General features: G+C 63.2%; 21 protein-coding genes. 1 reads left to right on the top strand and 20 read right to left on the bottom strand.

The features are described 5' to 3' along the window. Positions 1-34: 34 nt before the first annotated feature. Entirely contained in the window at positions 35-1630 is a 1596-nt protein-coding gene (gene nusA, locus X726_RS156620) for a transcription termination factor NusA (RefSeq protein WP_023669555.1), read from the bottom strand. Between the two features lie 47 nt (positions 1631-1677). Then, a complete protein-coding gene (gene rimP / locus X726_RS156625) occupies positions 1678-2322 on the bottom strand; it encodes a ribosome maturation factor RimP (RefSeq protein WP_023669554.1) in 645 nt (214 codons plus the stop codon). 335 nt (positions 2323-2657) lie between these two features. Between rimP and X726_RS1000000168840 the strand changes: the two genes are divergently transcribed. Beyond that, a complete protein-coding gene (locus tag X726_RS1000000168840) occupies positions 2658-2822 on the top strand; it encodes a hypothetical protein (protein WP_023669553.1) in 165 nt (54 codons plus the stop codon). A 41-nt stretch (positions 2823-2863) separates the two neighbouring features. Here X726_RS1000000168840 and X726_RS156630 read toward each other — a convergent pair whose 3' ends face one another. The 18 genes from X726_RS156630 to X726_RS156715 form a co-directional block, all read right to left on the bottom strand. Next, positions 2864-3565 carry a tRNA (guanosine(46)-N(7))-methyltransferase TrmB gene (locus X726_RS156630; RefSeq protein ID WP_023669552.1) on the bottom strand — a complete coding sequence of 234 codons (702 nt, stop codon included), beginning with the start codon at positions 3563-3565 and terminating at the stop codon, positions 2864-2866. A gap of 121 nt (positions 3566-3686) precedes the next feature. Next, positions 3687-4952 carry a methionine adenosyltransferase gene (gene metK / locus X726_RS156635; RefSeq protein ID WP_023669551.1) on the bottom strand — a complete coding sequence of 422 codons (1266 nt, stop codon included), beginning with the start codon at positions 4950-4952 and terminating at the stop codon, positions 3687-3689. Positions 4953-5174: 222 nt separating this feature from the next. Then, positions 5175-5594 carry a helix-turn-helix domain-containing protein gene (locus X726_RS156640; protein ID WP_023669550.1) on the bottom strand — a complete coding sequence of 140 codons (420 nt, stop codon included), beginning with the start codon at positions 5592-5594 and terminating at the stop codon, positions 5175-5177. Positions 5595-5731: 137 nt separating this feature from the next. After that, positions 5732-7324, bottom strand: coding sequence for an apolipoprotein N-acyltransferase (lnt, locus tag X726_RS156645; RefSeq protein WP_023669549.1), 1593 nt, complete (start codon positions 7322-7324; stop codon positions 5732-5734). A gap of 77 nt (positions 7325-7401) precedes the next feature. Beyond that, a complete protein-coding gene (locus X726_RS156650) occupies positions 7402-7872 on the bottom strand; it encodes a VOC family protein (protein ID WP_023669548.1) in 471 nt (156 codons plus the stop codon). A 20-nt stretch (positions 7873-7892) separates the two neighbouring features. Continuing rightward, positions 7893-8987, bottom strand: a complete 1095-nt coding sequence (locus tag X726_RS156655) for a hemolysin family protein (RefSeq protein WP_023669547.1) — start codon at positions 8985-8987, stop codon at positions 7893-7895. Positions 8988-9015: 28 nt separating this feature from the next. After that, entirely contained in the window at positions 9016-9522 is a 507-nt protein-coding gene (gene ybeY, locus X726_RS156660) for an rRNA maturation RNase YbeY (protein WP_023669546.1), read from the bottom strand. A gap of 17 nt (positions 9523-9539) precedes the next feature. Continuing rightward, entirely contained in the window at positions 9540-10616 is a 1077-nt protein-coding gene (locus tag X726_RS156665; protein WP_196813585.1) for a PhoH family protein, read from the bottom strand. Further along, positions 10616-12025 (bottom strand): tRNA (N6-isopentenyl adenosine(37)-C2)-methylthiotransferase MiaB, encoded by a 1410-nt coding sequence (gene miaB, locus X726_RS156670; RefSeq protein ID WP_023669544.1) that lies wholly within the window; start codon positions 12023-12025, stop codon positions 10616-10618. Before miaB ends, X726_RS156665 begins: the two co-directional genes overlap by 1 nt. 76 nt (positions 12026-12101) lie before the next feature. Then, positions 12102-12902 (bottom strand): 1-acyl-sn-glycerol-3-phosphate acyltransferase, encoded by an 801-nt coding sequence (locus tag X726_RS156675; RefSeq protein WP_023669543.1) that lies wholly within the window; start codon positions 12900-12902, stop codon positions 12102-12104. Between the two features lie 28 nt (positions 12903-12930). Further along, a complete protein-coding gene (gene rimI / locus X726_RS156680) occupies positions 12931-13425 on the bottom strand; it encodes a ribosomal protein S18-alanine N-acetyltransferase (protein WP_023669542.1) in 495 nt (164 codons plus the stop codon). Further along, the gene (gene tsaB, locus X726_RS156685; protein WP_023669541.1) at positions 13425-14102 is read right to left on the bottom strand and encodes a tRNA (adenosine(37)-N6)-threonylcarbamoyltransferase complex dimerization subunit type 1 TsaB; all 678 of its coding nucleotides are present in this window, start codon (positions 14100-14102) and stop codon (positions 13425-13427) included. The genes rimI and tsaB overlap by 1 nt, the downstream gene beginning before the upstream one ends. A gap of 107 nt (positions 14103-14209) precedes the next feature. Further along, complete coding sequence (locus X726_RS156690; protein WP_023669540.1) at positions 14210-15325, bottom strand: DUF1513 domain-containing protein; 1116 nt, start codon at positions 15323-15325, stop codon at positions 14210-14212. A gap of 3 nt (positions 15326-15328) precedes the next feature. After that, complete coding sequence (locus X726_RS156695; RefSeq protein WP_023669539.1) at positions 15329-16408, bottom strand: imelysin family protein; 1080 nt, start codon at positions 16406-16408, stop codon at positions 15329-15331. After that, entirely contained in the window at positions 16408-17997 is a 1590-nt protein-coding gene (locus X726_RS156700; protein ID WP_023669538.1) for a di-heme oxidoredictase family protein, read from the bottom strand. The genes X726_RS156695 and X726_RS156700 overlap by 1 nt, the downstream gene beginning before the upstream one ends. 12 nt (positions 17998-18009) lie before the next feature. After that, positions 18010-18495, bottom strand: coding sequence for a bacterioferritin (bfr, locus tag X726_RS156705; protein ID WP_023669537.1), 486 nt, complete (start codon positions 18493-18495; stop codon positions 18010-18012). Beyond that, complete coding sequence (locus X726_RS156710; RefSeq protein WP_023669536.1) at positions 18461-18772, bottom strand: (2Fe-2S)-binding protein; 312 nt, start codon at positions 18770-18772, stop codon at positions 18461-18463. Before X726_RS156710 ends, bfr begins: the two co-directional genes overlap by 35 nt. A gap of 59 nt (positions 18773-18831) precedes the next feature. After that, positions 18832-20124, bottom strand: a complete 1293-nt coding sequence (locus X726_RS156715; protein WP_023669535.1) for an imelysin family protein — start codon at positions 20122-20124, stop codon at positions 18832-18834. Between the last annotated feature and the right edge of the window lie 452 nt (positions 20125-20576).

Here is a 20576-nt window from a genome sequence, read left to right as displayed (position 1 = left end):
TCCTGGGGCGGGTTGTGTGCGATGCGGTTTCACCTCACGCACCAACGGCTTCGTCAGCCGGGACCTGTTCGGCTGCAAGCTCGTCTTCGGTGATCCAGCCGGCCTTGAGGCGGGCTGCCAGAACCATCTGCTCGGCGTCGGCGCGCGACACGCCGTGATTGGCGAGCACACCCGGGAATACCTTGGTCTCGCCGTCCTTGCGTTCCTTCCAGCCGGTCAGGTCGTCGGCGGCATAGCCGGCGAAATCCTCGATCGTCTTCACGCCATCCTCGCCGAGCGTCACCATCATGGCGGTGGTGACGCCAGGGATCTCGCGCAGTTCGTCGGTGACGCCCAGCGCCTTGCGCTTGTCGTCATGCTCGGCTTCGATCTTCTCCAGATATTCGCGGGCGCGGGTCTGGATTTCCGAAGCGGTGTCTTCGTCGAAACCGTCGATCGAGGCGATCTCGCCCGAATCGACATAGGCAACTTCCTCGACGCTGGTGAAGCCTTCGGAGGCCAAAACCTGGCCGACCATCTCGTCGACATCGAGGGCTTCCATGAACAGCGACGAGCGTTCGACGAATTCCTTCTGGCGGCGCTCGGACTCCTCGGCCTCGGTCAGGATGTCGATGTCCCAGCCGGTGAGCTGCGAGGCAAGACGCACGTTCTGGCCGCGACGGCCGATGGCCAGCGACAGCTGGTCGTCGGGAACCACCACTTCGATGCGCTCGGCATCCTCGTCGAGCACGACCTTGGCGACTTCCGCCGGCTGCAGCGCGTTGACGATGAAGGAGGCGGCCGAAGGCGACCACGGAATGATGTCGATCTTTTCGCCCTGCAATTCGCCGACCACGGCCTGGACGCGGCTGCCGCGCATACCGACGCAGGCGCCGACCGGATCGATCGACGAGTCACGCGAAATGACGGCGATCTTGGCGCGCGAGCCTGGGTCGCGGGCGACCGACTTGATCTCGATGATGCCGTCATAGATTTCCGGCACTTCCATGGTGAAGAGCTTGGCCATGAACTGCGGATGGGTGCGCGACAGGAATATCTGCGGGCCGCGCTGTTCGCGGCGCACGTCGTAGACATAGGCGCGGACGCGGTCGCCGTACTTGTAGTTTTCACGCGGGATCAGCTCGTCGCGGCGGATAATGGCCTCGCCACGGCCGAGATCGACGATGACGTTGCCATATTCGACGCGCTTGACGGTGCCGTTGACGATCTCGCCGATGCGGTCCTTGTATTCGTCATACTGGCGGTCGCGCTCGGCCTCGCGCACTTTCTGCACGATGACCTGCTTGGCCGACTGGGCGGCGATGCGGCCGAAATCCATTGGCGGCAGCTGTTCGGCGATGAAGTCGCCAAGCTGGGCGTCCGGATTGCGCTCGCGGGCCGAGGAAATGGCGATCTGGGTGGCGTAGTCGTCGACCTTCTCGACCACTTCCATCAGCCGCTGCAGCTTCATCTCGCCGGTGTTGGCGTTGATGTCGGCGCGGATGTTGGTTTCCTGGCCGTAGCGCGAGCGCGCGGCCTTCTGGATCGCATCAGCCATGGCGGCAATGACGATCGACTTGTCGATCGACTTTTCACGCGCCACCGCGTCGGCGATCTGCAGCAGTTCAAGTCTGTTGGCGCTTACAACCATCTTATTTCTCCCGAGCTTGTTGCCGAGCTTTTAGGCCCGGCCGCTCATCATAGTTCCTGTTCGATTTCGTCTTCCGCGCCGCCTTCAGCACCTTCGGGTGCATCATCAGCTTCGCCGCGGCGTTTCTTGGCTTCCTTGCGTTCCCGGTTGTCCTTCGAAAGGGCATCGCGAATAAGGTCGTCGGTGAGGATCAGCCGCACATCGGCGATCGCGTCATAAGGAATGCGAACCGTCGGCTCTTCGCCGTAGGCGGCCTTGTCGCGCTCGAGCAGCATGTCGTCTTCGCCGGCTTCGGCGATCTTGCCCTTGAAGCGCTTGCGGTCGGCGACCGGCACCGAGGTTTCCATCTTCACAAGATGGCCGGTCCAGGTGACGAAATCCGACTTGCGTACCAGCGGCCGGTCGATGCCCGGCGACGACACTTCGAGATGATAGGCCTTTTCGATCGGGTCATCGACGTCGAGCGCCGGCGACACAGCGCGGCTGACCTCTTCGCAATCCTCGACGGTCATGGTGCCGTCTTCGCGTTCGGCCATGATCTGCAGCGTCAGGCCGTTCTGGCCCGACAGATGCACCCGCACGAGACGGAAGCCAATGCCTCGCAACACCGGCTGAACGATCAGCGCGATGCGCGCATCGATACCGCTTTCGCGGATGATGCGGTCGTCGGCTTCGCTTGCCGTTGCAGTCATGCGGTTCCTGTCGTTCTCTGGATCAGGATGATCGTCGTCCCGAACCATCTCTTTGCTGATGGCTGACCGGCAGGTAATAAAAAAGAGCGGGACCGGGTGGACCCACTCTTCGTCATACCGACCAAGAATTTGAGGCTGATATAAACGATCCCGGCCGGTGTTTCAAGTCTGTTGACGGGCCGGGCAGAGTGCAGCCGGGGACGGCTGGCAGGATTGCGCGCGGCGCATGCCGGCTATGCGGTAACGGCCCTGTGATCCCGGATTTCACATCCCTATCTATGTTGCACTGCACAAATCAAAGATGAGCGCGCGGTGGCGCGCGAAAGGTCAAGACAATGAGCAACCGTACCGTGTTTTCCGCCATAGGCGACGCCTTTGCCCTGTTCGGCAGCGCCGTTGCCGCCTCGCGGGCCGTCGAAGCCGGCCGCAAGCCGCGCGCCAACGATCTGCGCCGGCTCGGCATGGACCCGACCGCTTTCGGCAAGATCGGCCGTTTCTGAACCAGACCGGCTGTCGATGCGGGACACTTTCCCGCATCGAACTATTTTCTGATGAAGGTGAGATAGGCCGGCCGTCGGCCCTCGCGAATGGCTTTTGCCTCGTAGCGTGTGCCCGGCCAGCCTTCATAGGGCCGATGCCAGTCGGCCCCATCTTGCACCTGCCAGAGGAGCGCGCCATGCGCCCGACAGTGCAACAAGGTCCAGTTCACATAGGTGTCGATGTCGGATGCGAAGCGGAATTTTCCGCCCGGCTTCAGCACGCGCGCGAACCGATCGAGGTTGAGCGGGCTGACAAAGCGCCGCTTCCAATGCTTTTTCTTCGGCCAGGGATCGGGGTAGAGCAGATCGATGCCGTCGAGCGACGCCTGCGGCAACCAATCGAGCAGGCGCGTGGCGTCGTCGTCATAAACGCGAAGATTGGCAAGCGGCTTTTCCCGCACCGCCATCATCAACTTGGCCATGCCGTTGACGAACGGCTCGACACCGATGAAGCCGGTCGCCGGTGCCTCCGTGGCACGGTGCAGCAGATGCTCACCGCCGCCGAAGCCGATTTCCAGCCGAACCGTTGAAACATCCGCTGAGAATAGCGCGCGCAATTCTGCCGGTGCCTGGACGGAGAGGTCGAGGCCATACGCTCCAAGACCGCTTTCCAGCGCCGCGGCCTGCTGCGGGCGAATGGTCTTGCCGTGCCGGCGGCCGAAGAACCCTTCGGTCGCGCGGCTCCGCCTGTCCTGTGGATCCATGGCCTGGTCGCGCGCCGCGCTTAGATTGAGATGAGATTTGGCTGAAATCTCATTCTCAATCTAATCCTTTGTTGGAGCATGATCTTTTCCAAAAAACCGGTACCACTTTTTGGAATCATGCCTAAGCAGCGATCGCGTCCTTGAGCGCCTTGGCCAGATCGGTCTTTTCCCAGGAGAAGGACCCGTCTCGGCCGGCCTTGCGGCCGAAATGGCCGTAGGACGAGGTCTTTGCGTAGATCGGCTTGTTGAGGTCGAGATGCCTGCGGATGCCGGATGGCGACAAATCCATCACCGTGCGCAGCGCTTCCTCGAGCTTGGCCTCGTCGACCTTGCCGGTGCCGTGCAGGTCGACATAGACCGACAGCGGCTGGGCAACGCCGATGGCGTAGGACAGCTGGATGGTGCAGCGGTCGGCGAGCTTGGCCGCCACTACATTTTTGGCGAGATAGCGCGCCGCATAGGCGGCGGAGCGGTCGACCTTGGTGGTGTCCTTGCCGGAGAAGGCGCCGCCGCCGTGCGGGGCAGCACCACCGTAGGTGTCGACGATGATCTTGCGGCCGGTCAGGCCGGCGTCGCCGTCCGGTCCACCGATGACGAACTTGCCCGTCGGGTTGATGTACCACATGCAATCGTCGGCGATCTTGAGGTCGCCGAGCGCCTCACGGATGTAAGGCTCAACGACCTTGCGGACCTTCTTGGAATCCCAGGTCGCGTCGAGATGCTGCGTCGACAGCACGATCTGCGTCGCTTCGGCGGCTTTGCCATCGACATAGCGAACGGTGACCTGGCTCTTGGCGTCGGGTCCGAGCTTGCCGGCTTCGCCGTTGTTTTCGTGACGGGCAGCGGCGAGCAGTTCGAGAATCTTGTGGCTGTAATAGATCGGCGCCGGCATCAGGTCCGGGGTCTCGCGGCAGGCATAGCCGAACATGATGCCCTGGTCGCCGGCACCCTCTTCGCCCTGGCGGTCGGCGGCGTTGTCGACTCCCTGGCCGATGTCGGGCGACTGGCCGTGCAGCAGAACCTCGATCTTTGCCGTCTTCCAGTGGAAGCCGGCCTGCTCGTAGCCGATTTCGCGGATCGCCTTGCGGGCGACCGACTTGAACTTGGCCGGGTTGACGACCGAATGCCCGGCGGCGTCCTTGAGGATGTTGCCGGCTTTGTCCCGCTTCAGCAGAGTATCGGGAACCCTTACTTCGCCGGCGATGACGACGCGGTTGGTGGTTGCGAGCGTCTCGCAGGCGACGCGGACTTTCCACGGGTCCATGCCGGTCTTCTTGGCCTCGCGATAGACCAGATCGACGATCTCGTCCGAGATGCGGTCACAGACTTTATCGGGATGACCCTCGGCCACGGATTCCGAGGTGAAGAAGTAGTTCTGCCGCGTCACGGGTGTCCCCTCTTGAAAAAACGATCGGCAGGGCTGCCGATTTTGGCGCGCCACGTGTTAACGGTGCCGGGCGCCGCTCGTCAAGCGGTGCCGCGGTTCTGGCATGAGTGCCGCAGCAATATATCTTGTACCACCGGCGGCTTGGCGCCGCCGGCAGTCGAGCCTCTGGGCTACTCGGGCCCGGGGGATTACTGGGGCCAATGGGTCAATCGACCCACCGAATCACTCGGCATCTTCGGCAGAAAGGGACTTCACAAGGTCGATAATCCGGCGGCGCACCTTCACATCCGCGATCTTGACGAACGCGCGGTTGAGCTGAAGCCCTTCCGGACTGCCGCAGAATTCGACGGCGAAAGCCATCGAAGTGTCCTCGGCAAATCCTCTATTACCCACCGGCTCCTGCCCTGGCGCATCCTCGAAAAAGAAGGCGACAGGCACGCTGAGTATCGAGGCTATTGCCTGCAGACGGCTGGCGCCGACGCGGTTCGTTCCTTTTTCATATTTTTGGATCTGCTGAAACGTAATACCGAGATTTTCACCAAGCTTTTCCTGGCTCATTCCAAGCATATTGCGCCGAAGGCGGACGCGACTTCCGACATGGATGTCGATCGGATTCGGTTTCTTCTTGTTTTCTTCTGTCATTTTTTCCTCGCCGAATTTTTCCGGCCTTTTCTATTTTTCTCGCCCAAACGAAGCCGGAGCCAACTGCCCCAACAGAAACACCAACCGACTTCGAGAAAATTAGGCGGTAACAGTATGAGTTTCTAATGTGTCGACTGTCAATTCACCCGTAGCCGTTGCCTTACGTTCAAGCTGAGGGCGATTGCGGCAAACACCAACATGATCAGCATTCCGTTAATGCGCCGCCCCGCGGCGGAGATGAAGGCTTGGCCGGAGATCGGCACCCGCACGTCGATGGCGCCACGTGCATCGACCGCCAATGCGTCGACGATGCGTCCCCGCGTATCGACAACGGCGGAAATGCCGTTGTTGGCGGCGCGCAACAGCGGCAATCCGTTTTCCACCGCGCGAATCTGAGCCTGCCTGAAATGCTGGTACGGCCCAGGCGTGTCGCCGAACCATGCGTCGTTGGTGACGTTCACAATAAGCTGGGATGACGTTGCGTCAACAGCCACAAGATCAGGAAAGATCACCTCGTAGCAAATAAACGGCAAGGCGCTGATGCCGCCGGGCAAAGCGATCGGATGGCGCTCGTTGCCGGCGGCGAAATTCATCGGCCCGGCGACGAGCTGTCCGATGCCGAAGCGGCTGAGCAGACCGGAAAACGGCAGATACTCGCCGAACGGGACCAGATGGACCTTGTCGACGGCATCAGCGATTTCGCCCTTGTCATCGATCGCCACCACCGAATTGTAGTAGCGGCTGTCGGCATCCGCCCCGGATCCGCGCTCCTCGCGCACGACGCCGGCAATCAGCATCTGACCAGGCTGCAGCATGTCGCCGACCGCGGTCAGCGCGTCCGGACGCTCGGTGAACAGGAAGGGTACCGAGGTCTCCGGCCACAGGATCAACTGCGGTTTGTTATGGCCGGGATCGGGCGCTGCGGCCGACAGGCCCATCATCGTGGCGAAGATGCGGTCGCGCACCGAGGCGTCCCATTTTTCGCTGAGGTCGACATCCGGTTGCACGATACGGACATCGAGAGTGCGGGTTGTCGGCTTGTCGGGGGTCGCGAGCCTGAAATAGCCGAAGCCAGCATGGGCGGCGACGAGAATGGCAAGCAGGACCACACCGAGACGGACATGCCGGCGTGCTGCAAGCAAGGCCGGCATGGCGAAGACAAAGACCGCCAGCGCGTTCATGCCGACCATGCCGGTCACCGACACGCTTTGCATCAACAGCGGCACGGGCATCGCCGCATAGCCGACGGCATTCCAGGGAAAGCCGGTGAACAGGAAGCCGCGCAGCCATTCCGTCAGGCCAAAAGCAAAGGCAAGGGCGGCAACGCGGCCAATATCGTTGGTCCATAACAGCCGCGCGACGACGGCGGCGAAGCCGTAGAAAAATGCCAGCGCCAAAGGAATGCCGACGACCGCGAAGGGTAAGGCCCAGGCGAAACTGTCGGCCTCGACCAGAAGCGCCTCGCCGATCCACCACAGGCCGGCGAGGAAATAGCCGAAACCGAACCACCAGCCGATGGCAAAAGTCGGCCGCAGGCGCCTGAGCCAGCCGTCGGAAGCCTCGCCGGTGGCGCCGTCGAGCAGCCAGACCAGCAGTGGAAACGAGACGAAACAGACGGCGAAGAAATCGTAAGGCGCCTGGGCGAGCACCGCCAGCGCCCCGGCAAGAAACGCCACCAGCGCGCGTCGCCAGCCCCAAAGCAGAATTATCCGGCCGGCAAGGCGCTCCATACAGACTTCCCAAGTCGCGCGAATCAGGAGCCAAGATTTATCAGATTTATTGAAACGCGAACCGGCCGATCGCTGCGCTATCGGTGCCATCCCTCGATGGTGAGCCCGCTCAGGTGCTCGGCCTCCTCGCGCGGCACGGTGCGCACGGTCTGGGTGAAGGTCCAGACATGGCCTTCGGGGTCGCGCGCCCGATACTGCCGTTCGCCGTAGAAATGGGCGGCAGGCTCCTCGACGATTTGGGCTCCAGCCGCCATTGCCCGCTCACAATGCACGTCCAGGCCGTCTTTCAGATGCACACAGACCGACTGAGTGTTCTTGCCGCCGACGCTTACCGGACTGGCAATATGATCGGCCCATTCGGAATCGACGATGATGTAGCCGTCGCCAAAACGCATTTCGGCATGGACCAGCCGTCCGTCGGCGTCGCTGACCACCATGCTCGGCTCGAAGCCGAAGGCCGTTTCGAGCCATTTCAATGCGGCTCGCGGGTCCTTGTAGAACACACCCGAGCCAAAGGTTGAGTGCTTGAAGGGATCGTCGATCGTCATCGGCCGGGCGACGTTCTGTCCTAGGCCTGCTCGGTGCGGGGGGCGGTCACGCGGCGGCGACGCTCGCCCTTCTGGTTCTGGACGATGCGCACCCGCTTGACGCGGCGCGGATCGGCGTCGAGCACGTGGAATTCGAAGCCGGGGATGGCTTGCACAACCTCACCACGCGCGGGCACGCGGCCCAGCGTGTTGAAGATCATGCCGCCGATCGTGTCGACATATTCACCATGCTCACCGGCGGTAAAGTCCTCGCCGATCATCTTGGCGACCTCGTCGATCTCGGCCTTGCCGTCGACGACGAACACGCCCTCGCCGGTCTGGGTGATCAGCGGCTCGTCCTCGTCATGCTCGTCCTCGATATCGCCGACGACCATCTCGACGATGTCTTCCAGCGAGGCGAGACCATCGGTGCCGCCATATTCGTCGATGACCAGCGCCATCTGGGTTCGCGTCGTCTGCATATGGCCCATCAGGTCGGAGGCAAGCATCGAGGGCGGCACGAAAAGCACCGGGCGGATCAGATTGAGGTCGCCGATGGTGCGGCCGAGATCGACCTGGGCGAGGTCGAGAAGCGTCGTTGCCGGCGTCTTCCTGGATGTTCTGCCCTTCTTGACCCGGGCGACCTTGGTGATGTGGGCCAGCACGTCGCGGATGTGAACCATGCCGCGCGGATCGTCGAGCGTCTCGGAATAGACCGGCATGCGGGAATGGCCGGACTGCTCGAACAGACCGAGCAGATCGCCCAACGTCGTGGTGATCTCGACGGCCTCAATATCGGCGCGCGGCACCATGACGTCCTCGACGCGTACCTCGCGCAGGCGCAATATGTTGTTGAGCATGGCGCGTTCGCCGGGCGAGAAAGACCCGGCATCGCTGGTCGTTTCGGCAAGCGCGCCGGCGATTTCCTCGCGCAGGCTGGTGCCGTTCCGCTGCCTGAAAAGGCCCAAGACGCGGTCGAACAGGGACGGACCGGCAGGCGATGGCTCGCTGGCAATGCCACCAGAAGCGGGGCTGCCGGAACTGGGACTCGGACTCGATCCCTCTTCCGTCGTATCGGAAGGCTTTGTCGCACTGCCAGCCTCGGGGCGGGCGGCAGTTTCTGGTTTGTCGTTCATCGTCGTCCGGTCAATTGGTCTTTTGTCATTACGTGTAGGGATCGGGAATGGCAAGCCTTGCGAGCGCTGAGCGCTCGATGGCTTCCATCTCATCGGCCTCTGCATCGGTCTCGTGATCGTAGCCCAGCAAATGCAGCAGGCCGTGGATGACGAGATGGGTGATATGGTTCTCGAAGGGCTTGTCTTCCAGGGCTGCTTCGCGCGCCACCGTCTCGGCGGCCAGCACGATGTCACCCAGCATGGGCGGCAGCTTGCCACCCCTGGGGAACGGAAAAACAGGGAAAGACAAGACGTTGGTCGCCTTGTCCTTGCCGCGCCAGCCGGCATTGAGGGTACGGATATGGGCATCGTCGGAAAAGACGATGCTGAGTTCGGAAGGACCGGCAGCAGCGGTTTCGGCAAAGGCAGCCGACACGGCGCGATCGACCAGACGCGTCAGCGCCGCCTCATCGGGCCAGTCGCCGGCCTCGACCGACATATCGATCTCGACGGGAACCGAACTATCCCCGCCGCCAGGTCTTATGTCTTCAGGCATGAGCCCGCATCGTCACATCAGCTCTCGGCGCCGAGGCCGCGCGCCAGCTTGGCGTCGCGGTCATAGGCCCTGACGATTTCGGCCACCAGCGGGTGGCGCACAACGTCGACATCGTTGAAGCGCACGGTTACCGCGCCCGCCACGCCGTCAAGGACACGCAAGGCTTCGACGAGGCCCGACTTGGTGCTTGGAGGCAGATCGATCTGCGTCGGATCGCCGGTGACGATCATGCGCGAATTCTCGCCGAGGCGGGTCAAAAACATCTTCATCTGCATCGGCGTGGTGTTCTGCGCCTCGTCGAGGATGACGGCGGCATGCGCCAGCGTGCGGCCGCGCATGAAGGCCAGCGGCGCGATCTCGATGACCTCGGCGGCAATGGCGCGCTCGACCTTGTCGGCCGGCATCATGTCGTAAAGCGCGTCATAGAGCGGCCGCAGATACGGATCGACCTTTTCCTTCATATCGCCGGGCAGAAAACCCAGCCGCTCGCCGGCCTCGACCGCCGGCCGTGACAGGATGATGCGCTCGACCATGCCGCGTTCGAGCAGCATCGCCGCATGCGCCACCGCCAGATAGGTCTTGCCGGTGCCGGCGGGGCCAATGCCGAAGACAAGTTCCGAACGCTCCAGCGCCCGCATATAGGCGTCCTGGTTGAGCGAACGGGCATAGATCGTCTTCTTGCGGGTGGAGATCTGGGCGGCCGAAACCTTGCCCTTGCGTTCCAGCGTCGGCAGCGTCAGCTGGTCGTCGGCGGCAATGGCCATGCGCACGGCGCCATCGACGTCGGACTGGCCAATGTCGGTGCCCTTCTGGAGAATGCCGTAGAGATTGTCGAGTGCGCGGCGCGCCTGTTCGGCCGCCGAGGCCGAGCCCTTGATGGTCAACTGGTTGCCGCGCGAGCGGATGTCGACGCCGAGCTTCTGCTCGAGCCGGGCCAGGTTCTCGTCGAACTGGCCGTACAGGGCGCTGGCAAGCTTGTTGTTGTCGAAAGTCAGAACGATGTGCGCCATGTCAGAGGCCCCGGATGTCTGGTTCTGGGGCAGAGTCTTCACTTCAGCAGCGCTCAACCGTCTCTCCTCATCTGCCGAGGCCATCAAGCCAACTCGGCGAACAGGCTATTGTAGCCCGTCTTCGTGATTCGCACCCGGATAATGTCACCGATTTCGCCGGCCTTTTCATCAACAATAACCGGCTGCAGCCAAGGCGAGCGGCCGACCTTCTGGCCGGCCTGACGGCCGGGCTTCTCGATCAGCGTGTCGATGGTGCTGCCGACCAGGCCCAGGCCGAAATCCTGCTGCTGCTTGAGCAACAATGCCTGCAGCTGTTGCAAGCGTTCATCCTTGACCGCTTCCGGCACGTGATCGGGCATATCGGCGCCCGGCGTGCCGGGACGCGGCGAATATTTGAACGAGAAGGCCGAGGCGTAGTTCACCTGGCGCACCAGACCCATCGTGGCCTCGAAATCCGCCTCGGTTTCACCGGGGAAGCCGACGATGAAGTCACCGGACAGCGCGATGTCGCCGCGTGCAGCGCGGATGCGCTCGAGCAGCGCCAGATAGTCCTTGGCCGTGTGCCTGCGGTTCATCGCCTTGAGGATGCGGTCTGACCCGGATTGCACCGGCAGGTGCAGATAAGGCATCAAAGCCGGGAGATCGCGATGGGCAGCGATCAATTCGTCGTCCATGTCGCGCGGATGGCTGGTGGTGTAGCGCAGCCGCGCCAGGCCAGGAATTTCGGCCAGCCGGAACAGCAGGCGACCAAGCCCCCATTCCATGCCATCCTCACCCTTGCCGTGCCATGCATTGACGTTCTGCCCCAGCAGCGTCACCTCGCGCACACCGGCATCGGCCAGCCGCTCGGCTTCGGCGACGATCTGCGCCACCGGCCGCGACACTTCCGAGCCCCTGGTATAGGGCACGACGCAGAAGGTGCAGAATTTGTCGCAGCCTTCCTGTACCGTGAGGAAGGCGGTGACGCCGCGCTTGATCATTTCGGCACGCTTCGGCTGCGGCAGATGCTCGAACTTGTCCTCGATGGCGTATTCGGTCTCGACGATCTTCTCGCCGCCACGCACCCGGGCCAGCACATCGGGCAGCCGGTGATAGGTCTGCGGGCCGATGACCAGATCGACAGCAGGCGAACGGCGGATGATTTCCGGGCCTTCGGCCTGCGCGACGCAACCGGCGACGCCGATCAGCATTTCGCGCCCAACTGCTGCGCGTTCAGCCTTCATGTCGCGGATGCGGCCGAGCTCAGAATAGACCTTTTCCGCCGCCTTCTCCCTGATATGGCAGGTGTTGAGCAGCACCAGGTCGGCGTCGGCGATGACATCGGTCGCGGTGTAGCCGTCGGCGGCCAGCGCATCGGTCATGCGCTGTGAGTCATAGACATTCATCTGGCAGCCATAGGTCTTGACGAAGACCTTTTTGGCCGGGGCGGACGCCGCAGCAGCGCTTTGCGAGGCGCTGTCGGTTTCGTTCCGCTCTATCGTGTTCAAATCCATCCGGCGGCTTCTAACGCCTTTCCGTGACAAAAAACAGACGATTCTCGGGCATCGGCCTGTAGGCGCTCGGCCTGCGCTAGCGGCTCGGTCGGGGATCGGCGAGCGCGGCCTGCATCATGGCGCGCACCTTGCTTTCCATCATCCTCGACGTTTCCTTGCGGTTCGAGCCCTTGGAAAAGGCGATGGGCTCGCCGAAATGCACCTCGACGTCAATGGCGCCTTCGGCCATCAGCACCTTGAGATGCGGCATCAGGTCCTGATCGCCGATCCAGGCAGCGAGCGGCCGGTGGCGGCGGCCGAGAGGCACGCCGTGCACCCGCGTGTAGGCAATCGCCAGCGGCTGGATGAAGACCTGCTCGGCCGCGCCTTCCGAAATCGCCATCGAGGCGGCGCCGAACAAGGTGCTCTTGAACGGCAGGATGGTGTTGCCGTCGCCGGTAGAGCCCTCGGCAAACAGCACCATGGCGTCGCCCTTGGCCATGCGGCTGGCGATCTCGCTGGCCTGGTCGCCAGCTGTCCGCTTGCGCTCGCGTTCGATGAAGACCGTACGCTGCAATTTCGACAGCCAGCCGATCAGCGGCCATCCCTCCATGTCCGCCCGAGCGATGAAGGTCACATCGGCAAAGGAGCCCAGCACCATGATGTCGGTCCAGGAGATATGGTTCGAGGCGACCAGCAGCGGGCGCTGGCTGGACAGCGCACCTTTGACATGGATGCGCAGGCCGAGCGTCCGGACGATGAGGCTGTGCCAGGCCTTCAGAATGACCGTCTCGCGCCAGATTCCAGTCTTCATCGACAGCAGCTGCAAAGGCACAAGGACCAGCGAACCGATGACAACGAGGCTCAGCGCCAGGAAAATCCTGATTTTTCCGATCATGCAGCTTGGCCCTGCCCCAAAACTTTGGCTAGCGAAGATCGCGGCGCATGACAAGCGCGCCGGTAGGACCATGTTCGGTCGAGCGGTAATAATTGGCGCGGTGCCCGACCTGGCGGAAGCCCAGCCGCCGGTAGAGGGCGATGGCAGCGACATTGGTCTCGTCGACCTCAAGGAACAGCGCCTCGGCGCGCTGCGCATGCAATTCGCGCAGTACGGCGTCCATCAATTGCCAGCCGAGCCCCTGGCGGCGATGCGAGCGCGCCACCGCCACGGTCAGAATCTCGCCCTCGCCGGCTGCAAGCCTGGCCAGCACGAAGCCGACCGGCGGCTTGGCGCCCTGGCCGATTTCGCGCGCGGCATAGCCGAACACGGTTTCCTGTTCGAGCAACGCGGCGAACTCGCCATCGGTCCAGGGCCGGACGAAATCCTCGCGGTGCAGCACCGACGCTGCCGGGCTGTCGGCGATGGTCAGCGGCTCGAGCGCATAGTCCCTGCGGCGCGGCTGGAGGAAAGGGATGCGCATCACTTTTCCTGCCTCAACAGGATGAACCCGGCCTGCGCCTTGGCATCGGCGCCGCGCAGATAGAGTGGCTTCGGCTTGTCGCCCTCGCCTTTTGCAGCGGCGAGCCGGGCGTAGACGGCAATGTCGGCGGTGGCAGCCGTCGGGCCGATATCGAAATCGCGACCGGCCGCGGCTGCGATCTGCACGGCGGCCGTGCCGGCAAGCACCGGACGATTGTCCGCCGCCATTCCCGCGGCTTGCGCAAGTGTGGTCACCGCCGGACCATAGCGCAAAATCGCTTCCGCATCGTAAAGCGCGGCATGGATTTCCTCGCGGCCGGCATCGAGAGCGGCCAGGACCGGGCGGCCGGGAAATGCCGCCCTCGCCTCGGCCGCCAGCGCCTCCAGTGTCGTTACCCCGATCGCCGGGATCTTCAGCGCCAGCGCCAGGCCGCGCGCCGCCGAGACGCCCACCCGCAGGCCGGTGAAGGAACCCGGACCGATGGAAACCGCAACGGCGCCAAGGCCGGCATAATCGGTGCCGTCCGCTTTCAGCGCTTCGTCAATGACAGCCATCAGGTGTTCGGCATGGCCTTTGCCGAGATCGAGTACCGAGCGGCCAAGTTCTCTGCCGCCCGATGCGTCATAGACGCAAGCGGCGCAGAGATTGGCGGCACAGTCGATGGCGAGCAGTTTCATGGGCGACCGGTTCGAAAAACAGTCTCCCTCTGCCCGCCACGGCGCGCCGCCGCAAGAGCCAGCGCGTAAATTGTTAAGCGGCTTCGCTTCGGTGCAGGCCGGACGGCTTACGCCGCCGGCGCGATGCGCAGCATGTGGTTGTCCCAGACATAGTCGGGCTCGGAGCGCGTCGCGCCGCTGCCTTCGATGATTTCGCCGGCACCCGTGGTTGCCATGAAGCCCGGGCCGTCGGGCGCCAGGCCGCAGACCTCGACCAGCGCCTTGGTGGCGACGATCTTGCCGCTGGCGGCGTCGATGACGGCCAGCGAATTGCCTTCCGGCGAAGACACCGCGACCGTGCCGGCAATCGGGTTGGCGGCGACCGAGCCGATGTAATTCCGGAAGCCGGATAGCACGTCCTGCGGCATGTCGAGCAGCTGCAGCCCCTTGCCGCGCGTGGCGCGGCCGACCAGCGGTGGCCGCTCGGTGCCCGGCCCGCGGTACTGGCAGCCGAACCAGATGGTGCCTGTGGGGTCGGCATCCATGTGGCGAATCGACAGCTGGTGCAGAGCCGGCGGCAGTTCGTGCTTTTCGATGAGATCGCCGGTTGTGCGATCGACCAGCACATAGGACGGCTTCATGGTGGCGATGTTGAGCTCGGCGCGGCCATAGTCGGGATGGGTCTCGATGCCGCCATTGGCGATGGCGATCGTCCGGCCGTCTCCGAGCAGCAAGAGCTCATGCGGCCCCATGCCATAGGTCGGAAACTCGCCGATGCGGCTGAACTTGGCCCGTGCGTCGTAGATCCCGACGACGCCGGCGGCATTGTCGAAATTGTTTTCGGTGACGTAAAGCAGCGCGCCGTCGGTGGAAAACACACCGTGGCCGAAGAAATGCCGACCGGTGATGCTGGCGATGGTCAGCGGCGGCTCGCGGCCGGCATGGTCGAAGACCACGGCGAAGGTGCCGGGTTGCCGGGCGAAGACCACGGAGCGCTTCGAGACCGGATCGAAGGTGACGTCGTGGCCACGGTCGGGCAGGTCGATCGCATGCAATACTTTTCCGGCTTCCGACAACACAGCGGCGCCAAAGCTGCCGTCGCGCTTGACGAAGGCGGTGGCAAAGACGGCATCGGCGGCAAGCGTGTCCGCCCAGGCCCGCGGCGCCATTGACGCGACGAAGCCGGCGCCGGCAGCTCTGAGAAAATCGCGGCGGTCCATCAGCGGCGTGCGTGTCGCAACCATTGGTCAGTCCCCGTCCAGTGACGAAAACCCGGCGGTCAGGCCGAACTCGGCGGTTAGCCGGGTGCCGATCAAGCCCGACAGGCTGGAGGTGATCAGCGCGAAATGTTCGAGTTTTCCGCGCTCCGCGGGATCGGCGAGCGTCTTGTCGATCCGACCCTGGATGGATTTGGCAGTGGCAACGCCATTGATGAGCTGGATATGGATGGATTCCGCCATCCATCTGCTATCCTCGGGCAGCGCGTCGCCGAGCTTCGAGGCCTGGAACAGCGCATCAATGCCGGAGAGGTTGCCGGCTAATGAAAGGCCGGTGTTTTGCGAGCGCCAGTAGATCGCTTGCCTCGGCTTGTCACCCTGCGGTTTGGCGCCGAGAAAACCTTTGAGGCGCACGTCGCGCACCATTTCGAGTTCATTGATGAACACGCCGACCAATTCGGTCACCGCTTCAGTGCCGTCGCGGTAAAGCGCATTGTCGGGTCCGGGATTGGCCCACAGGCCTGCAAAACCGTCCGGTTTTTTCCAGGCGGCGTCGACATCGGCCGCCATGGTCTCGATATTCTTGGCGATCGCCGCGCCATAGGCGCAGCGATAGGGCTCGTCCTTGCCGACGAGCGTCTCGGCGCCGTCGCCGTAAAGCACGAACTCAAGCGCCCCTAATCCCTGCATCGCGACACTCTTGCCCGCCAGCTGCGCCGGATCGGTGACGGTCGGATCCTTGCCGGCCAGCGCCGCCTGCACCTGCTTCAGGCCGATGCTCTTTCGGTCCGGCCAGTAGAGCATGCGCTCCAGCCGGTTGTTCTCCTTGATTGGCCCGAAGCCGATGATTTCAGCCGACGACCAGGCTGCGACCGTGGCCGAGAATCCGGCATGCGCGGCATCGAGGTTACCCTGCGACGGCGCCTGGCAGAGCGCGTCCATGGCCTTCGCCAAGGTGCCGGCATGGCCATGCAGGCTGGCATAGGCGGGGCGGACAAAGCCGTCGATCGCTCTTTGGATCACGTCGGAGGCTTTCACCGAGGCCGATGCCGGGGACGCACCGAACAGAGCCAATGGGAGGAGTAGAACAGGCAAAACCCGCTTGAGCATCAGAATGACTCCAGGAATTTGATGAGAGCATCGCGGTCGGCCGTATTGGCGGCGGCGAAGCGATCGCGCGCTTTCTGCCCCTCGCCACCATGCCACAGGATCGCTTCGGTAAGCGTGCGCGCACGCCCGTCATGCAGGAAGAAAGCGTTGCCGTTGACGGTCTTTGTCAGGCCGATGCCCCATAGCGGCGGGGTGCGCCATTCACTGCCCGTGGCATCGCCCACCGCCTGGCCGTCGGCAAGGCCAGGCCCCATGTCGTGCAGCAGAAAGTCGGAATAGGGCCAGATCAGTTGGAACCCCTGCGCCTTGTTCCCGCGCATGGTGACGAATTTCGGCGTATGACAGGCAATGCAGCCCATCTCGTAGAACAGCTTCTTGCCGGCGAGCACGGCGGGTGCGCCGACATCGCGCCGCGCCGGCACCCCAAGGTTCTGCGAATAGAAGGTGACGAGGTCCATCACCGGTGGTGGCGCCTCGACCGGGCCGAGCCGCTTCTGCACGCCATTGGGCATGGCCAAACAGGCCTCTTCGGCTGCGGTGCAATCGCCCCAGTGACTGGGCTCTTCCGGCGTCGAAATGCCGATGTCGCCGGCAAAGGCGTCCGCCGCCTGCTGGCGGATCGACGCGGTCTGGGCCTTCCAACCGAAGCGGCCAAGCGTCAGTTGCCCACTGCTGAGGTCACGCACCATGTTGGGCTTGCCGGAAATGCCGTCGCGGTCGTCGGGATCGGCATGGGCAAGGAGGTCGGCCGGCGCGATCTGCTCGATCAGGCCAAGGCCGATCATTGGCGGCGTCAGGCGCGGCGACAGCGTGGTGCGCGGGTCTAGCGGGCCGTAGCCAAGCCCGTCGACCGAATAGCTCGGCTTGCGCAGCCAAACCACGCTGCCGTCGCCGAGCGTGACCTTTTCCTCGCGATAGTCGACATACATGCGGCCTTCGCCCTTGAGGCCGGGCACCGCCAGTTCCTGCAACTGCGCGCCGTAGACCGGATCGGGGAAGTTCAGCACCTTGTGCGCGGCGATCTCGGTCTTTTCCTCGGCCGTGCTCGCATCGCGCGCTAGCCGCAGGAACATCGACGTGGTGCGGCTGTCGGCGGCCGGCGGGCGGCCGCGGCCATCCTTCAAATGGCAATTCTGGCAGGCGCGCTCGTTGAACAGGGGTCCGAGACCGTCCGAGGCCTGGGTCGAGGATGGCGACGACACCCAGTTCTTGCGGAAAAGCGCATTGCCGAGCTTGAAATTGCCCTGTTCCTCGAAGGTAATGTTTTCAGAGGGTTGCGAGAAGGCGTCGCGGTCGACCTGCTTGCGCGACGTGCCGGCGCCGCCTTGCATCGTTTCGAAGGATTCGGGCTTGGAGAAATCCTGGGTTGGCCTGGTAACGGCAAGGACGCGGGCCTGGTCCTTCGGCGTCAGGTCGGTGCGGCTCGTGGCGAGGCCGACCGGTTCCGACGATCCGGCCAGGGCCGGGGCCAAAATTGCCGCCAGGGTTACAACCGAAAGCCCGCGAAAGGCCTGATATCGCGGGTTTTTGAGGAGCAGCGGGCCGGCGGCCCGCCGCAAGCGGCGCAGAATATCTATGGGGCGCCGCATTCCTGCATGGTCCTATTCCGCCTCGTCCGCCGATGCGGCGTTGAGCTGGCCGTATTTTTCCTCGCCGATCGAGGCAAGGAGGTCGAGCTGCGTCTCGAGGAAGTCGATGTGACCTTCCTCATCCGCCAGCAATTCCTCGAACAGCTTCATCGTCACGTAGTCGCCGGCTTCGTTGCAGATCTCGCGCGAACGCTTGTAGGCGGTGCGTGCGTCATATTCGCCGGCGAGATCGGATTCGAGCACTTCCTTGACGTTCTGGCCGATGCGCAACGGCGCCACGGACTGCAAATTGGGATGCCCTTCGAGGAAGATGATACGGGCCACCAGCCGGTCGGCATGGTGCATCTCCTCGATCGATTCGGCGCGTTCCTTCTTTGCCAGCTTGGCATATCCCCAATCTTCGAGCAGGCGGAAATGCACCCAGTATTGATTGACGGCGCCAAGCTCCAGGAACAGAGCCTCGTTAAGCCGCTCGATGATCTGCGGTTCGCCTTTCATGGATTCTGCTCCCATATTGGACGCGCAGGCCTCTGACGCGATCCAGGTGTGAAACGATGTCCACGCCGCTCGCCTCCGAACGGGTGTGGTAATTTTCGGTGACCCGAATGATCGTTTCGACCACATTTGGGAAGCAGCCGCAACAGCGACCGCGCTTTTGCATCGTGTGATAGACCTTCGCCGGCACGATCAGTTGCCAGGGGTCCTGATCCAGCAGATCGACGATCGTCTGCTCAATCTCCTTTTCGGTGATGATGTTGCAATGGCAGATCAGCATGGATTGGCTCTGGCTGACGGCGCCCCTCCGCGCCGTTTGGCTGGTAGTTGGTTGGGGTGCTACTTGAACACCTTGTCCGGTGCGTCGAGGCTGTCGGACCCCTCGAAGGCTATGTTGTTCAGCTTCAGCGCGCCGACGGCGCGTTCGATCGACTTGGTCTGGTCGACCAGCGCGTCGATTGCCGCCTGCACGGTAGCATTGCCTTCGGTGTTGCCCTCGGCGATCTGCTGGTCGTAGGCCTCGCCGGCCACTTCCCGCGCCTTGATCGCCTCCATCTTGGCGACCGAGACATCGAGCTTGTCGGACAGTTCCTTGTCGATCGCCGGATCGGCCGCCTTGACCATATCGTGCACCGACGGGCCTGAAACGACGGTGCCGTCGATGCGCGTGTAGCTGGCGAGATAGGCGGCGCGGATGCCGATGGCGTCATAGAGATGCGAGTTGTAGGTATTATCCGAGAAGCAGTCGTGCTCCTCTTCGGGATCGTGCAGCAGCAGGCCGAGTTTCATGCGCTCCCCGGCCAGTTCGCCGTAGGACAGCGAGCCCATGCCGGTGAAGATCACCGAGATAGCGGTGTTCGGCTGGCCATCGACGAGGTTCTTGCGGGCGGCGCCGTCTTCCTTCCAGTTGCCGACCATCTCCTGCAGGTCGGAGACCAGAAGATCGCTGGCCGACTTCAGATACTCGGCCCGGCGATCGCAATTGCCGCCGGTGCAGTTCTTGAGGTCATAGTCGGTGTACGGACGCTCGCCGGCGCCCGGGCCGGTGCCGTGCAAATCCTGGCCCCAGAGCAGGAATTCGATGGCGTGATAACCGGTGGCGACATTGGCCTCGATGCCGCCGGCCTCCTGCAGCGTGCCGGCGAGGAACTCCGGCGAAAGCTTCGAGGCGTCGACCTTCTTGCCGTCGATCTCGATGTCCTTGTTGGCGATGACATTGGCGGTGTAGAGCGCGTTGGCGTCGGACTCGGTGCCGTAGCTCTTGGCGACGTAGTCGATCAGGCCTTCGTCGAGCGGCCAGGAGTTCACCTTGCCTTCCCAGTCGTCGACGATCTTGTTGCCGAAGCGGTAGACCTCGGTCTGCTGGTAGGGCACGCGCGACGCCTTCCAGGCATCGCGGGCGGCATTCAGCGTGTCCGCCGACGGGTTGGCAAGCAGCGCGTCGACAGCCTTGTCGAGCGCCTGCGCCGTGGTCAGCGAATCCTCGTACTTGGCCAGCGCGATGTCGGAATAGGTCTTGATGACCGCCTTGGCATCGATCTCCGCCGCCTTGGCCGGCAGGATGAAAACCGCCGCCGTCAACATAGCCGTGGCACCGATCGCAGCCAGTCTGCCGCCATATCGCGCTGTCATCATCAGTCTCCAGTCCAAAGGGGATTCGGTAAAAGGCGCGCGTGCCAAACGGTGCCGGGACATAGGCATGCCGTAGGACACCACAGATGCCGCGCCGCTCTGCGGCTCACGGGAGAAAGACACCAAATGCCTCCAATCGAACGGGTTCAAGGCCCAAACATCAAAGGGATGCGCTGACGCGCGAGCCTCCATAAAACGATGGCGAGGCCGCAAGTCAACTGGTGAACCCTAGAAAATTCAATTGAAACAACAGTTTAGAATTATTCTAAACTAGCACTATCAACTTTAAATCGTAGCCAGCAGCCAAGGTGAGAGACGCCGCGATTGACAAGCGACCGTTCCGGGTGCGACCCGGACCGGGGCTCTTGCGACGGCGGCAGACAATCGCCATCTGGCGGAACGGCTCACAATCAAAGCATGATGTCGTCCGAAAACCGCTTCACACTTTTCGG

Origin of the sequence: Mesorhizobium sp. LSJC285A00, assembly GCF_000503155.1 — a bacterium.
GTDB lineage: Bacteria > Pseudomonadota > Alphaproteobacteria > Rhizobiales > Rhizobiaceae > Mesorhizobium.
The sequence above is the reverse complement of the archived record's forward strand: the minus strand, read 5'-3'. Positions and strand labels throughout refer to the sequence as shown.